We start from the raw sequence: 16011 nt of genomic DNA, 5'->3' as shown, positions 1-16011 counted from the left end.
GCAACAGTCCTTTGCCCAAACCACGGTTTAATTAGCTTGCTAACGAGGCGTATAAACGAAGTGCGACATATCGCCGCATCCGCATTTCGAGGAGACAAGCATGAACGTGATCGTGCATGAGCGTGACAACGAACATCTTTCCCGTGAAGCCCGTGCCATGGGAGTCGTGGTCTGGGACGTGATTCAAAATGGCGAGCTGGTGGGCATCTTCCCGAGCCAGGATGAAGCCAATGCCTACCGCCAGGCGCTGGAAGAAGCGCAACCACAAGGATGAAAGGAGGCTGTTGCCGTTTTCGATGAAACGGCAACAGCTTTAGCCAAACCGCAAAGACGTGCTGCGCCCAGGCCGGCATCGGAGGGGCTGAATAGTCGGCCCCACAACCATCTATCAATGTTTCGACACAAAGGTACTCGAGGCGGCAGCCGCATTGGCGAAGCTGGGCTAGTCTCCCCACCGAGGAAATAGGATTTCCGGAGTACCTAAATGGCTGTAAACCGATTCGATCCCAAGCCCGTGATTCTGATCGTCGACGATCAAGCCACTGACGTGCGAATTCTGCAGGAAGCCGTTGGCGAACTGGCACAGGTCCATATCGCCAATGACGGCAGCATGGCGCTCGAAGTGGCGCTTTTCTGCAGGCCCGACGTGATCCTGCTGGATATCGAAATGCCTGGCATGAGCGGCTTCGAGCTGTGCCGCCTGATAAAGGCCGACGCCAAGCTTTGCGATGCCGCGATTCTCTTCGTAACCGCCCATACCCGGACGGAAAACGAAATCCAGGCGCTGGAACATGGCGGCATCGATTTCATCCAGAAGCCACTGAGCATCCCGGTGGCCCGCGCCCATGTGCGGGCACACCTCAATCTGCGCGCCGAAGCCAAACGCCTGGCCTACTTCGATGCGCTGACAGGCCTGCCCAACCGCATGCTACTGCGGGACCGCGCCGAACAGATGCTGCAGAAAGCGCGGCGCAGTGGCGCCCGCCTCGCCCTGCTGCTGCTCGATCTGGATAATTTCAAAGGCATCAACGACTCCCTGGGGCATTCCACCGGCGACCTGATTCTCAAGGAAGTCGGCCGACGCCTGAGCGAAACCTCACGCAACGTGGACACCGTCAGCCGCCAGGGTGGGGATGAGTTCGTGATTCTGCTGGCCGACATCCAGCGCTCGGAAGTGATCAGCGATTACGTGGAACGCCTGCTGGACGTCATCACCCTGCCGATGATCATCGGCGGGATCCGCTACGACCTCTCCGCCTGCGTCGGTGTAACGGTGTTCCCCGATGACGGTGACGATCTTGAGGCCCTCTACCGCCAGGCCGACGCCGCGATGTACCAGGCCAAACAGGAGGGGCGCAATCGCTACCGTTTCTTCTCGCAGAGCATCGAAAGCAATGCCCGCGCCCGCCACCTGCTCGAACGGCACATGCGCAGCGCCCTCGAGTCAGGCGTTTTCGAGGTGTTCTACCAACTGCGCTTTGACGTCAGCACACAGCAGAGCTGTGGCATGGAGGCGCTGATTCGCTGGCGACGCTCGGATGGAGAGCTGATTTCTCCCGCCGAATTCATTCCCCTTGCCGAAGAAACCGGCCTGATCGTTCCGATTGGCAAACAGGTGCTGCATCAGGCGTGCAGCGATGCCAAGACACTGCTCGACCAAGGCAAGCCACTGTGCGTGGGGGTCAATATTTCCGTCGTGCAGTTTCGCGAAGAGTCGTTTCTCGAGATGATCAGGAACGTGCTAGAGGAAACGGCCCTGCCGGCACAGCTACTCGAGCTGGAGATAACCGAAGGCGTGCTGGCCCGCGACATGAATCAGACCCGCAGCCTGCTCGACGAACTTCAACGCATGGGCGTACGTATCGCCATCGACGACTTCGGCACCGGCTATTCGAGCCTGTCCTACCTCAAGCGCTTGCCGATCGACGTATTGAAAATAGATCAAAGCTTCGTGCGCGACATGCTGACCGATCGCAGTGATGCTGCGATCATCGAAGCCATCGTACGCATGGGCCAGGCACTGGAACTGGAACTGGTCGCCGAAGGGGTGGAAAGCCAGGAACAGTCACAGCAACTGCTTGCCCTGGGCTGCAAGTTGATGCAGGGCTATTTCTACTGCCGGCCGATGCCCTTCGAACAACTGTGCAACGAACTGGGCCTGGTAGTCGCGCGTAAACTCAACTGATTGACGGATCAAAGAAGAGACAGCATTGAAACTCATCGTTCCGCTGACGTTCGTGACGGGCATTGCGATCACCACACTGCTGACCGGGTGGGTACAGCACAGCAACGAGAAACAGGCGCAGGAGGCGCTGATAAACGCCACCGAACGCGTCGCCGACGTGGTGACCAAACGCGTTGAACTCTATCAGTACGGATTGCGTGGCGCTCGGGGCGCCGTGCTGGCTGGCGGCGCCAACGGCATCACCCGTGAACACTTCCTCAGCTACAGCAAAACCCGCGACGTACCCCATGAATTTCCCGGTGCTCGAGGCTTCGGCTTCATCCGGCGTGTGCCGATGGAGCATCAGACGCAGTTCCTCTCGCAGGCGCGAGCAGATGGCATGCCTGACTTCGGCATCCGCCAGTTGCAGCCTCACGACGGCGAACGCTTCGTCATTCAGTACATCGAGCCGGTGGAGCAGAACCGCCAGGCCGTGGGCCTGGACATCGCATCGGAGAGCAATCGCCGAAACGCCGCCCTGGCCGCCCTGGCCAGTGGCGAGGTGCGCATAACCGGCCCCATCACGCTGGTGCAAGCCACCGGCAGCCCACAGCAATCGTTCCTCATCTTGCTGCCGATCTATCGCGGCGCAGTGACGCCCGACAGCATCGACGAGCGCATGCGCAAAGGCATCGGCTGGAGCTATGCGCCGCTGCTGACCGGCGAGGTGTTGCAGGGCCTGCGCCTGGAAAAGGACGGCCTGCATCTGCAGCTGAACGACGTCACCGACGTCGATGCCCCAGTGACCTTCTACGGCAACGAGCCGGAGCAAGACGCAGTGACAAGCGTGGCGCGGTACTCCGTCTCGCGGCAGCTCTATGGCCGCCACTGGCAGGTCCAACTCGACGCAACCCCCCTGTTTCTTGAAAACCTGCGCCAGACTCCACCGCGCCTGGTAGCCCTGGCCGGCACCTTGCTCAGCCTGCTGGTCGCGACCCTGCTGGGGGTGGTTCTGGTGAGCCGGCAACGTCATCGCCAGATCCTTGCCGAACAGGCGCGCTCTGCTGCAATCGTCGACAGTTCCAGCGACGGCATCATCGGCCTGAGCCTGGATGGCACGGTGGTGAGCTGGAATCAGGGCGCCGAGCAGATCTTCGGTTTCACTGCGATAGAAGCGCTTGGTAAACCGCTGATCAACCTGACCGTGCCGGCGGAACTGGTGCAGGAAGAGCAGAACACGCTGCAAAAAGTCGCAGCGCGCAAGCCGGTGCTCAACTTCGACACCCGGCGCTGCTGCAAGGACGGCCGTATCGTCGATGTTTCGATTTCCGTGTCGCCGCTGTTCAACGCCCAGGGCACGCTGGTTGGCCTGTCAAAGACGGTTCGCGACATTTCCATTCAGAAGGAAGTGCAAGCCCGCATCCTGGAGCTCAATGCGAGCCTCGAAGAGCAGGTCAGCGAACGCACCCGGGAACTGCGTGAGCTCAATGTCCTGCTGAACAATGTGCTGCAGTCGGCTTCGGAGGTCTCGATCATCGCCACCGACCTCGAAGGCATGATTCGCGTGTTCAATCGCGGCGCCGAACGCTTGCTGGGCTACAGCGCTGAAGAGGTGGTCGGTGTGAGCACACCGGAGATCTTTCACCTGCGCGAAGAAGTCGAAGCACGTGGCCACGACCTCAGTCGTGAATATGGCGAGGCGATCGAAGGTTTCCGCGTATTCGTCCACAAGCCGGAGCACCACGGCGCCGATAGCCATGAGTGGACCTACGTGCGCAAGGACGGCTCGCGACTGACGGTGACCTTGCTGGTCACCGCCATGCGCGATGCCTCCGGGGAACTGGTCGGCTACCTTGGTATCGCCCTGGACCTGTCCGAGGAAGTGCGGCTGCGGCGCGAGGCGCTGGCAGCGCGGGACCAGTTGGCGATGGCGGCGGAAGTCGCCGAACTGGGCATCTGGTCATGGACCCCAGCCGACAATCAGCTGCGCTGGAACGAGCGCATGTTCGAGCTGTACGACTACCCAGCCGAGCTGGGCGAGCAGGGCTTGAACTACCAACACTGGTTTACACGCGTCCATCCTGAAGATCACGACGCGCTGGAGGTCAACCTGCGCGATGCACTGTCGCGCGTGGCCAGCTTCGACACGGTGTTTCGCATCATCCGACCCGATGGCCAGATCCTGCATATACAGGCAGCCGCCTATACCGAGCACGACAGTGAAGGTCAGCCGTTGAAAATGACCGGTATCAACCGCGATATCACCGCGCAGCTGCAATTGGAATCGCGTCTGCGCCATGCCAAGGAGCAGGCGGATGCGGCCAGCGCGGCGAAGAGTGCATTCCTGGCCAACATGAGCCATGAAATCCGCACGCCGATGAATGCCGTGCTCGGCATGCTGCAACTGGTTCAGGCCACCGCGCTCAATCCTCGCCAACTCGACTACGTGCTCAAGGCCCAGGGTGCGGCCCACTCACTGCTCGGGTTGCTCAACGATATACTCGACTATTCGAAGATCGAGGCCGGAAAACTGCAGCTGGACCTGCACGATTTCGAATTGGAACCCCTACTCGGCGACCTGGCCGTGGTACTGGCCGGCAACCAGGGCGACAAGGACATCGAGGTGTTGTTCGACATCGACACAGCCCTGCCTGCCGTACTGCATGGCGACAGCCTGCGGCTGCAGCAGATCCTGATCAACCTCGCCGGCAATGCCCTCAAGTTCACCGAGTCGGGCCAGGTGGTGGTTGCCCTGCAGCAACTGCAGCGTGGCCCAAGCCAGGTTCGCTTGCGCATCAGCGTCAGCGATACCGGGATAGGCATCAGCGAAAACCAGTTGCAGCGCATCTTCGACGGCTTCACCCAGGCGGAGGCTTCGACCACCAGGCGATACGGCGGAACAGGGTTGGGCCTGGTGATCTGTAAGCGCCTGGTCGAACTCATGGGCGCAGAGCTGAAGGTCACCAGCACATTAGGCGCCGGTAGCTGTTTCTGGTTCGAGGTAGAGTTGGGGGCTGCCAGCGACAGCAGCCTGCTGCCCAAAGCCGGTGAGCCTTCGCCAGCGCTGCACCTGCTGATCGTCGACGACAACCCGGTGGCGCGGCAGTTACTGCAACAGACCGTACACAGCCTGGGCTGGCAGGCTGACCTGGCCAGCAGTGGCGAGCAGGCGCTGGCGTGCATCGGACAAGCCGAGGATACCTATGACCTGGTGCTGATGGACTGGCGCATGCCCGGCATGGATGGCCTGGAGGCTGCCCAGCGCTTGCGCGAGCAAGTGGCGGACAGTGAAGCGTTGCCTACCGTCATCATGATCACTGCTCATGGCCGAGAGATACTGGCCGATCGTTACGCTGACACCGATGCGCCATTTGCCGGGTTCCTCACCAAGCCGATTACGCCCAGGCAGCTGATGCAGGCTGTTCACAATGCACGTCATGGCGGCAGTGAAGTGGCAGCTGTTCAAGGCTACAAACCAGGCCAGCGACTCGCGGGCCTGAAACTGCTGGTGGTGGAAGACAACTCGCTCAATCGCCAGGTCGCCAGAGAGCTGCTGGCAGGCGAAGGAGCACAGGTCATGCTGGCCGAAGGAGGTATTGAAGGGGTGCGGATGGCGCTCGGCGCAACGCCTGCGTTCGACGCCATCCTCATGGATATCCAGATGCCTGATATCGATGGCCTGGAGGCGACACGGCGCATTCGCCTGGACCCGGCGCACCAGGCGCAACCGATTATCGCCATGACTGCCAACGCCTCCCACGCCGACCGCGAGCAGTGCCTGGCAGCCGGTATGAACGACCATGCCGGCAAACCCATCGATATCGACAAGCTGGTTGCCATTATTCGTCACTGGTGCGGTCTCGGAGCCACGCGCGGCGCCACTGACGCTGAAGTTGAAGCGGCGGTGGAAGACCGTGCAGCCATTCTCAGGCGCTTTGGCGACAACCTGACGCTGCTGCGCTCGATGCTGGAGATGTTTCCCGATGAACTGCGCCGGCAACTCGGTCAACTGCAAACCCAGGTAAACCAAGGCGACACGGTTGCGATGCTGAGGAGTCTGCATACGCTCAAAGGCAGCTCGGGCACCATGGGGGCTACGCAGCTTGCGGCGCGGCTTGCGCAACTGGAAGAGCAGTTCACCCTGAATCCCGCTGCCGCCTTCGAGGACAGCCGCTGGCTTGATGACCTGCGGCAAAAACTCGATGAAAGTTGTAACGCCGTTATGACCATGTTCACACTCGACACGGATAACGTGACGATTGCCCCCACTTCATCCGACGGAATATGGACTGATAGGCTCGAAGCGCTTACCGTGCAACTGGAACAGGGCAATCTGGAGGCTCTGGCATCGATGGAGCAGATCCTTGCACTGGTGCCGGAGCAGCAGCATGCGGCGTTCGAGGAACTGAGTTCGGCGGTCAATGCGCTGGATTTCGAACGTGCCAGAGAGTTGCTCCATGCATTACGACACTCTGTAACAGGGGATTGATTTGGAGCGCCTTAGACCCTACCTGCACGGACGCCCAAAACTGCTGATCGTCGATGACCAACCGCTGAATATCCGCATTCTGCACGAGCTCTTTCGCGCGGAATGCGACGTCTTCATGGCAACCCATGGCGAACAGGCTCTGTCGATGAGCCGCGAGCTGCAGCCGGACCTGATACTGCTCGACGTGATAATGTCGGACATCGATGGTCACGAAGTCTGCCGACGCCTCAAGGCCGATCCCGAGACCCGCGAGATTCCGGTGATATTCGTCACCGGCAAAAGCCATGACGATGACGAAACGGCCGGCTTCGAGCTGGGCGCAGTGGACTACATCCGCAAACCCTTCAGCGCAGTAGTGGTGCGTGCCCGGGTGATAAATCACCTCAAACTGAAACTGCAGAGCGATGTGCTGCGTGAAATGGCCATGCTCGATGGCCTGACCGGCATTCCCAATCGCCGCAGCTTCGACGAACGTTTCCAGTCGAGCCGGGCACATGCCCTGCGCGAGCAGCGCCCGCTGTCGCTCTTGATGATCGATGTCGACTATTTCAAGAAGTACAACGACCTCTACGGCCACCTGCGTGGCGACCAGTGTCTGCGCGAGGTCGCCCAGACCCTGCATGCCAACGTGCGCCGCCCTCATGACCTGGTGGCACGCTTTGGCGGCGAGGAGTTCGCCGTCCTGCTGCCGGATGCCGACGAAGCCGGCGCCTTGAAGGTAGCCGAGCAGTTGCAGGACTTGATCGCGCAACTCGATATCGAACACAACGCCTCCGACGTATCGAACAGGGTCAGCCTGTCCATCGGCGCCGCGACCCGACTACCGTCCTCGACGGCGAGCCTGGAGCAGCATCTGCACTGGGCCGATGAACAGCTCTACCGGGCCAAGAGCGAAGGGCGTAACCGTACTTGCATCGAGACCTACGCGACCTGAAGCCAGACTATAGATCCAGCTGCAAGGGCTCACCCGCTGCCGGCACCGCGCAGCAGATCAGCACACCACCATCGTCCGGCAGCTCGGCGGGCGGATTGGGGTAGTGCACCTGGCCACTGACCAGACGCGTCTTGCAAGTCCCGCAGGAACCGCCACGACAACTGAACTCAGGCGTCAGCCCGCGACGCTCGGCCAGCTCCAGCAGGCTGCCAGCATCCGGCGTCCAGCACGCCTCCTTGGCCGAGGCGGTGAAGTACACCGGCACCGGCTCGCTCGCCGCCGGCGGCTGCACCAGGGGCACGCTCTGGCCATCGGTGCGACGCGTCAGTGTCGAGGGGCCGAACGCCTCGGCATGAATGCGCGCATCGGCGACGTTCAGATCGCGCAGGCCATCGTAGAGCGCCTGGGTAAAGGCGGCCGGGCCGCACAGGTAGAAATCGTAATCATCGAACGCCAGCGCCGCCTTGATCTGCACCAGATCGATGCGCCCGTGCTGCTCGTAGTCACGCCCGAGTAGCGCGTCCTGCTCCGGTGCACTGAGAGCACGGTGAACCTGCAACAGGCCACCGGCACGTTGCACCAGCTCGCGCAATTCGGCCTGGAATGGCAGGTCACGCAGCGTCCGCGCGCCCTGAAAGAAATGGATTCGCCTGCCCCGCCCCAGCGCCACCTGTTCACGCAGCATCGACAGCAACGGTGTGATACCGACACCGGCACCGATCAGCACCAACGGCCGGAGGGAGTCGCTGTTCAGGGTGAAGCTGCCCAGCGGCGCGCGGACCTCCAGCACTGCGCCGACCTGAAGCTGTTCGTGCAGGTGCCGCGAGACCACGCCCTGGGCTTTGACGCTGATGCGCAGGTGACCGTCCGACGGCGCGCTGGACAGGCTGTAGGTACGCAGCAGGGTGTCGCCGGTGGCGGTGGTGATGCGAATGGGCAGGTGCTGACCAGCAGCGAAAAGTGGCGCGGCGCCCTGCTCCGGCGCCAGCACCAACGAGCGGATATCGGCGCTTTCCTGCTGCAGGCTCTGCACGCGCCAGCGCTGCCACTGATTGCGCTGCTCGCGTTCGCGCAGGCGCGCTTCGGTTTGCGCCCAGGTGCCGGTCATCAGGCTGGTCGGCGCATATTCCTCGAAAGTCCAGCGTAGCGAGGCGGCCGCCGGGCGCAGCACCACCTGCTCGACGTCGAAGGTCCACAGCCGCTCGGCGCCTTCGAAGGCCTTGATCAGCGGGCTGTCGAGGATGATTTCGGCGCGCCCGGCCAGTTGCAGCACGTCACCCGAGGTGAAGTCGACGAACAGCAGGCCCGCGCGCGGGTTGACGCTGAGATTACCCAGGGTGTTGAAGAACAGGTTGCCGGCGTAATCGGGAATGGTCAGGCGGTTGCCCTCCACCCGCACGAAGCCGGCGCGCCCGCCGCGGTGGGAAACGTCCACTGAGCGCAGGCCATCGTCGTGCTCGACGTAACTGGCGACGAAGAAGGTGTCGACGCCGCGGATCATCTCGGCGCTGCGTGCATCCAGCTCGGCCGCCTCGATGCGCTCGGCACCACGTTCCTTCACGCGGCGGTACTGGCGCAGCTGGATATATTGCGGGCAGTTGCCGAAGGAGTGCTCCACGGCGATGTCCAGGCGCTGCGCCGACGCCTGGCGGATCTGCCCGTTGATGCGATTGCGCCGCCGCGTATGCAACTCGATGCCGAGCAGGCCGATGGCCTCGCCAGCGCCCAGGCCGGACGACGCCGGGTCGAGCGGATCGAGCGCCATGGCAGCGAGGTCGAACGACAGCAGGCGCGGATCGGGCGAGGTGACGAAACCTTCCTCGCCCTCGATCAGGGTGGCCCAGGGCTGGCCGGCAGCATCCACGGCGCCGGCGATCATGAACGGCAGTTGCTGATAGAACGCGCGATGCTGATCCGGCATGTAGTCGCGGATCACCTTCTGCCCAAGCACGTCCATGCGTTCGGCGACACCGACCTTTGCCTGCAGTTGTTTCTCACCGGCGTGCCAGGGCGACTGCCGATGGCTGGGAAGCTGTTGCATGCTGCGCCCTCCTTCCGAGGTGTGGCCGGTGTACCCGGCAGCGGCTGTAGGACACCTGTGGGATCAGGCCTGCAGACCGGCTGCAGTACGCGGCATCGGCACGAAACCCGGCAGGGCTTCGATGCGCGCCAGCCAGGCGCGGATGTTCGGATAGGGTTCCAGCGCGACATTGCCCTCCGGCGCATGGGCGATGTAGGAGTAGTTGGCGACGTCGGCGATGCTTGGCTTGGCGCCGGTGAGGAACGGGGTGTCGCTCAACTCACCTTCCATCACGGTGAACAGCGTATGGGCGCGGTTGATCACTTCCTCGGTGTTGAACGAGGCGCCGAACACGGTGACCAGACGCGCGGCGGCAGGGCCGAAAGCCACTGGACCGGCGGCCACCGACAACCAGCGCTGTACGCGCGCCGCCGCGGCCGGCTCCTGCGGCAGCCATTCGTCATTGCCGTAGCGCTTGGCCAGATAGACGAGGATGGCGTTGGAGTCGCTGACGATGATGCCGCCATCATCGATCACCGGCACCTGACCGAAGGGGTTGAGGGCCAGGAACTCCGGCGTCTTGTGCTCGCCCTTGGCCAGATCGACGAAGATCAGCTCGGCGGGCAACTGCAGCAGCGAGAGCATCAGCTCGGCACGGTGGGCGTGGCCGGAACGGGGAAAGTTGTACAGCTTGATGGCGGGACGGGACATGGCGATGACTCCTTGAAAGTGGGGTTGGTCACCGCGAGACGGCTGGTCTTCGCGACGATGGGGCCATGTTCAACCCATCCACTCTCGATAAGAATCACCACAAATAACAATCCACTATTTCACTTTCTGCAACTCTCTAACTTCAAGCCTGAAACGCCGGATGGGCACGCAGTCGTGGCACGGCAAAGTCGAGAAAGCTGCGTATCCGTGCCGCCGCCCGGCGCCCTTCGCGGTAGTACAACTGTACCGGCACGGGAGCTGCGGCGAAGTTCTCCAATACCGCCAGCAACTGCCCACTCTGCAACTCCTGATAGGCCTCGTAGCTCAGACAGCGGGTCACGCCAAAACCGGCGAGTGCCGCGCGGATCGCGGCCTGCGGCGTGCTGCAGGTCAATCGCGGCGTGAGCTTCACCACAGTGTCCGCAAAACGCCATTCCCCGGCATGACCGGTCGACGAGCAGCCGATGGTGCGGTGCACCTGCAAGGCCTGCGGGGTGGTGGGCCAACCCCAGCGCTCCAGGTAGACCGGTGCCGCACACACCAGCGGCCGCGCCCATCCCAGCGGCACGGCGAAACCGGATGAACTGGGCAGGTGGCCGACTACCACAGCCAGGTCGATGCCCTCCTCCAGCAACCTGGGCGACTCGTCTCGCGCCAGGGTAGCCAGGCTCACCTCGGGAAACGCCGCCAGGTAGTCGACGGCGATGGGGGTCAGCACCTGATGCGTCATCAACAACGGCAGGGCCAGGTTGAGCTGGCCGACAGGGCTGGCGTGCAAGCCCATTACCGACTGCTCGGCCTGCTCGACCCGCTGCAGAATGCGCTCGCAGCTTTCGGCGAAAGTCGCACCCGCGCCGCTCAAACTCACGCCACGCGGCCCGCGTAGCAGCAGGGTACAGTCCAGACGCTGCTCCAGCGCAGCGACGGTACGCATCACCGTGGCTTGTGACAGTTGCAGCGCCCTGGCGGCGGCTGCCAGGCTGCCCGCCTGAGCCACGGCAAGCAGCACCTGCATTTCGCGATAGGGGCTCATGCGGCGGGCGCTGCGCCAGCTGCACGCAGCGCCGGATCGGCGCGAAAGCTGGCAGCACAGTGGTCGACGAAGGTGCGCACCTTGGCCGAAACCTGGCGGCCGCCCTGATGGATGATGTGCACCGGCAGGGCCGGCGGCTCGAACGCCTCCAGTACCAGCTCGATCTCGCCGCGCGCCACCGCCGCGGCCACCTGGTAGGACAGTACGCGGGTATAGCCCCAGCCCAGGCGCGCAACGCTGATCGCCGCCTGGTTGGAGCTGACGGTGAAGCGCGGCTGCGGCACGAAACCGAACGGGCCGTCCGTACCGATGAATTGCCAGTGCGAAAGCAGGCTGCTGGCGTTGGACAGGACGATCGGTGCGTCACGCAGCTCATCCGGGTGACTCGGCCGGCCGACGCGATCGAGATACGCCGGAGCAGCACACAGCACCTGGCGGACCTGGCCGACCTGCAAGGCCGGGTGATCGCCCTCGGGCAACGAGCCGATGCGCACGGCAACGTCGATGCCCTCCTCCATCATGTTCACCACGCGGTCGACCAGCAGCGCATTGATCTCCACGTCGGGGTGGGCATCGAGGTACTGGGCGATGCGCGGGATCAGGAACAGCTCGCCGAACATCAGCGGCGCCGTCACCGTCAGCCGGCCACGTGGGCGTACGCTGCCACCGGCAGCCAGCTCTTCGGCCTCTTCCAGCTCCAGCAGGATGCGCCGGCAGTCCTCGACATAGCGCTGGCCGGCCTCGGTCAGACGCAGGCTGCGGGTATTGCGCGCCAGCAACAGCGTGCCGAGACGCGCCTCCAGCGCGGCGACGGCGCGGGTCACGCTGGGCGGCGAAATGCCCAGCAGCTTGGCGCCGCCAGCAAAGCTCTCGGCTTCGGTCACCGCCAGCAGCACCCTCATTTCCTGAAACCGATCCATCGTCACCGCCTGTTAGCCCGTTGCATCGGCACAGAGTAACCCAAGCCGAAACGACGCCAGGCTTCAGCGCCGGCTGAGTGCCAGGCGCGCAGCGAACAGGACGAAGATCAGCCCGGTGCTGCGATCCATCCAGCTGACCACCTTCTCGCGCCGCAACCAGCGGCCGAGCGGTCGGGTCGCACCAATCAGCAGCAGTGCCCAGACCAGGCTGAGCGCCACGTGAATGCCCACCAGGGCGAATGTCCAGAGCACCAGCGGTTGCCCCTGCGGAATGAACTGGGGCAGGAAGGAAACGTAGAAGATCCCCACCTTGGGGTTGAGCACATTGCCCAGCAGACCACGCAGAAACCAGTTGGCGCCGGGCGTGCCGCCCGCTTGCACAGGCGCCAGTGATCTACGCGGGCGCAGCAACATGTTCAGCCCGAGCCAGGCCAGGTAAGCCGCGCCGCAATACTTGAGGAGGTTGTAGCCGAATTCGGAAACCGCCAGCAGCGCGCCGAGGCCGAAGGCCACCGCCGCGCCCCAGAGCAGGCAGCCAGCGTTGATGCCGAGGGCGGCGCGCAGCGCCTGCTGCCTGCCCTCCACCGCAGCGGTACGCAGCACCAGCGCCGTGTCGATCCCGGGCGTCAGGGTCAGCAAGGTGGCCGCCAGAGTGAAGGCGATCAGGTGTTCGGCAAAGGGCATCGGCGGGCGCTCCGTGCGTTGGGCAGAGCGCGAGTATAAACAGCGCATCGCTGGCCGTGGTGGGGCCAGCGATGCCTACGTCGTTTAGCCGCGATAGGCCTCGAACAGGCCGCTGGCGCCCATGCCGCCACCCACGCACATGGTGACGATGCCGTAGCGCATTTCACGACGCTGCAGCTCACGCACCAGGTGGCCAACCTGACGCGAACCGGTCATGCCGAAGGGATGGCCGATGGAGATCGAGCCGCCGTTGAGGTTGTATTTCTCGTTGTCGATCCCGAGCGTGTCGCGGCAGTACAGGCACTGCGAGGCAAAGGCCTCGTTGAGCTCCCACAGGTCGATGTCGGCCACGTTCAGGCCCTTGGCCTTGAGTAGCTTGGGCACCGAGAACACCGGGCCGATGCCCATTTCGTCCGGCTCGCAACCGGCCACGGTGAAGCCACGGAAATAGGCCTTGGGTGTCAGGCCCAGTTCCAGCGCTTTTTCCAGGCTCATCACCAGGGTCATGGAAGCACCATCGGACAGCTGCGAGGCGTTGCCGGCCGTCACGCTACCGGCCGGGTCGAACGCCGGTTGCAGTTTGGCCAGGGACTCCAGGGTGGTGTCCGGGCGGTTGCAGTCATCGGCCTCGACCACGCCGTCGACGATCTTCTTCTCGCCAGTGGCCTTGTCTTCGACCTGATACTTCACCGTCATCGGCACGATTTCGTCAGCGAACAGACCTTCGGCCTGAGCCCGCGCGGTGCGCTGCTGGCTCTGCAGGGCATAGGCGTCCTGCGCCTCGCGGCTGATGCCATAGCGGTTGGCGACGATCTCGGCGGTCTTGCCCATGGGGTAGTAGATGCCGGGGTTTTCCTGCTGCAGCAGCGGGTTGAACAGGTTGTCCATGTTCATGCTTTTCAGGGTCATGGTGATGGACTCGACGCCGCCGGCGACGATGATCTCGCTGCAGCCGGAGGCCACCTGGTTGGCAGCGATGGCGATGGCCTGCAGGCCCGAGGAGCAGAAGCGGTTGAGGGTCATGCCCGCCACCGGGTTGCCCAGGCGCGAGAGCACGGCGACGTTGCGGCCGATGTTCATGCCCTGCGCGCCCTCGTTGGAGCCGGCACCGACGATGCAGTCATCGACCAGCTTCGGGTCGATACCGTTGCGCACCAGCAGCGCATCGACGCAATGGGCGGCCATGTCATCCGGCCGGGTCATATTGAACTTGCCGCGGAAGGACTTGGCCAGGCCAGTCCGTACGCTGTCGACGATCACCACTTCACGCATGACGCACCTCGTTGTTATTGGATGGCGAATGACGTGAAGATAAATCCAGCCGATCCCTGAGCGCGACCATCATTGATCAGGCGTATACGGGTCGATGCCAGCGCGTAGCCCGGATGCAACCCGTGACCCTCGGGAAGGACACAAAAGCATCGCGGCTGAAGCCGCTCCTACATTGCAGTAAATACCGTAGGAGCGGCTGGGCGGCATTCCGCTTCAGCCGCGATTAACGCTTCAATCCCTGGCGAACGCCGCCTCGATGGCCTCGTTGATGGTGCGCAACACCTTGACCCGGGCGAAGCGCTTGTCGTTGGCCTCGATCAGCGTCCAGGGCGCGATCTCGGTGCTGGTGCGGTCGACCATGTCGCCCACCGCATCGGCGTAGTCGTCCCACTTGTCGCGGTTGCGCCAGTCCTCTTCGGTGATCTTGAAGCGCTTGAACGGGATCTGCTCGCGCTCCTTGAAGCGCTCCAGTTGCGTCTGCTGATCGATGGCCAGCCAGAACTTCACCAGGATCACCCCGGCGTTGGTCAGCTCTTCCTCGAAGTCGTTGATCTCGCCATAGGCGCGTAGCCAGTCGGCCTGGCTGCAGAAGCCCTCGACCCGCTCCACCAGCACACGGCCGTACCAGCTGCGGTCGAAGATGGTGAAGTGCCCACGCGCCGGGATATGCCGCCAGAAACGCCACAGATAGGGCTGGGCGCGTTCCTCCTCGGTCGGCGCCGCCACTGGCACGATGCGGTACTGACGCGGATCCAGCGCGCCAGTGACGCGGCGGATGGCGCCGCCCTTGCCGGCGGCATCGTTGCCTTCGAACGCCGCGATCAGCGCGTGCTTGCGCATGCGCTTGTCACGCATCAGGCCGGACAGGCGCGCCTGCTCGGTGGCCAGTTGCTCCTTGTAGTCGTCCTTGTCCAGGGTCTGGGTCATGTCCAGACTGGCCAGCAGGCCGCGATTGTCCAGGCTCGAGACCAGTGGCGCCGAATGTGGCTGCAGCTTCGATCGCTGCGGATTGGCCAGCGCCGCCTGCAGACCTTCGAGCAGGATGCGCCCGACGGTAAGGCTGCGGTAGTAGTGATCGACGCCCTCGACCACGTACCAGGGCGCGTAGTCGCGGCTGGTGCGGCGCAGGATGCGCTCGCCGTGGCGCACGAACTTGTCGTAGGTCTTCGATTGCTGCCAGTCCAGCGGGCTGATGCGCCAGCTGTGCAGCGGGTCTTCCTTGAGCGCCTCCAGGCGCGCCTTCATGTGCTTCTTGGACAGGTGAAACCAGAACTTGAAGATCAGCGCGCCCTCGTCGCAGAGCATGCGTTCCAGGCGTTCGGCACCGTCGATGGACTGATCCAGCACCGCGTCCTTGAACTCGCCATGCACCCGGCCCTGCAGCATCTGGCTGTACCAGTTGCCGAAGAACACGCCCATGCGCCCTTTCGGCGGCAACTGTCGCCAGTAGCGCCAGGCCGGCGGCCGCGCCAGCTCTTCATCGGTCTGTATATCGAAGGTGCTGACCTGGATCAGCCGCGGATCCATCCACTCGTTGAGCAGCTTCACCGTCTCGCCCTTGCCAGCCCCCTCGACGCCGTTGATCAGCACGATCACCGGAAAGCGTGCCTGCTGCTTGAGCTCGTACTGCGCCTCCAGCAACGCCTCGCGTAGCGCCGGTTCCTCGGCCTCGAACGTGGCCTTGTCGATGGTGCGGCCGATTTCGGCGGATTCGAACATGCAGTGACCTCCCTGGAATGATCGCTAGAGCGTAACGGATCAGCTGCGACTTTGCCCTAGGGACA

The 16011-nt window shown here is 63.4% G+C and carries 11 protein-coding genes; 4 read left to right on the top strand and 7 right to left on the bottom strand.

Translation table 11 applies throughout. The features are described 5' to 3' along the window. Positions 1–100: 100 nt before the first annotated feature. The 4 genes from PCLY_RS24995 to PCLY_RS03030 all read left to right on the top strand — a co-directional run bounded on the left by PCLY_RS24995 (position 101) and on the right by PCLY_RS03030 (position 7587). A complete protein-coding gene (locus PCLY_RS24995; RefSeq protein WP_197432131.1) occupies positions 101–274 on the top strand; it encodes a hypothetical protein in 174 nt (57 codons plus the stop codon). A gap of 210 nt (positions 275–484) precedes the next feature. Next, positions 485–2185, top strand: a complete 1701-nt coding sequence (locus PCLY_RS03040; protein ID WP_061237770.1) for a putative bifunctional diguanylate cyclase/phosphodiesterase — start codon at positions 485–487, stop codon at positions 2183–2185. 25 nt (positions 2186–2210) lie between these two features. Next, on the top strand, positions 2211–6653 hold the full coding sequence (locus PCLY_RS03035) for a CHASE domain-containing protein (RefSeq protein ID WP_197432130.1): 4443 nt from the start codon (positions 2211–2213) through the stop codon (positions 6651–6653). Position 6654: 1 nt separating this feature from the next. After that, on the top strand, positions 6655–7587 hold the full coding sequence (locus PCLY_RS03030; protein ID WP_061237768.1) for a diguanylate cyclase: 933 nt from the start codon (positions 6655–6657) through the stop codon (positions 7585–7587). A 7-nt stretch (positions 7588–7594) separates the two neighbouring features. Here PCLY_RS03030 and PCLY_RS03025 read toward each other — a convergent pair whose 3' ends face one another. From PCLY_RS03025 to pap, 7 genes are all read right to left on the bottom strand, one after another. Beyond that, positions 7595–9628 (bottom strand): pyridoxamine 5'-phosphate oxidase family protein, encoded by a 2034-nt coding sequence (locus tag PCLY_RS03025; protein WP_061237767.1) that lies wholly within the window; start codon positions 9626–9628, stop codon positions 7595–7597. 63 nt (positions 9629–9691) lie between these two features. Continuing rightward, positions 9692–10318 (bottom strand): glutathione S-transferase family protein, encoded by a 627-nt coding sequence (locus PCLY_RS03020; RefSeq protein ID WP_061237766.1) that lies wholly within the window; start codon positions 10316–10318, stop codon positions 9692–9694. Between the two features lie 142 nt (positions 10319–10460). Further along, positions 10461–11351 (bottom strand): LysR family transcriptional regulator, encoded by an 891-nt coding sequence (locus tag PCLY_RS03015; protein ID WP_061237765.1) that lies wholly within the window; start codon positions 11349–11351, stop codon positions 10461–10463. Next, positions 11348–12271: a LysR family transcriptional regulator gene (locus PCLY_RS03010; protein ID WP_061237764.1), complete on the bottom strand. Its 924-nt coding sequence runs from the start codon at positions 12269–12271 to the stop codon at positions 11348–11350. The genes PCLY_RS03015 and PCLY_RS03010 overlap by 4 nt, the downstream gene beginning before the upstream one ends. 63 nt (positions 12272–12334) lie before the next feature. Then, positions 12335–12955: a LysE family translocator gene (locus PCLY_RS03005; RefSeq protein WP_061237763.1), complete on the bottom strand. Its 621-nt coding sequence runs from the start codon at positions 12953–12955 to the stop codon at positions 12335–12337. Positions 12956–13039: 84 nt separating this feature from the next. Continuing rightward, positions 13040–14227 (bottom strand): thiolase family protein, encoded by a 1188-nt coding sequence (locus tag PCLY_RS03000; RefSeq protein ID WP_061237762.1) that lies wholly within the window; start codon positions 14225–14227, stop codon positions 13040–13042. A 231-nt stretch (positions 14228–14458) separates the two neighbouring features. Next, positions 14459–15946, bottom strand: coding sequence for a polyphosphate:AMP phosphotransferase (gene pap, locus PCLY_RS02995; protein WP_061237761.1), 1488 nt, complete (start codon positions 15944–15946; stop codon positions 14459–14461). Between the last annotated feature and the right edge of the window lie 65 nt (positions 15947–16011).

The sequence above is a fragment of the Ectopseudomonas composti genome (assembly GCF_001567565.1).
GTDB classification, from domain to species: Bacteria; Pseudomonadota; Gammaproteobacteria; order Pseudomonadales; family Pseudomonadaceae; genus Aquipseudomonas; species Aquipseudomonas composti_A.
Note: the sequence above shows the minus strand (reverse complement) of the source record. Positions and strands in the feature narration are given on the sequence as shown.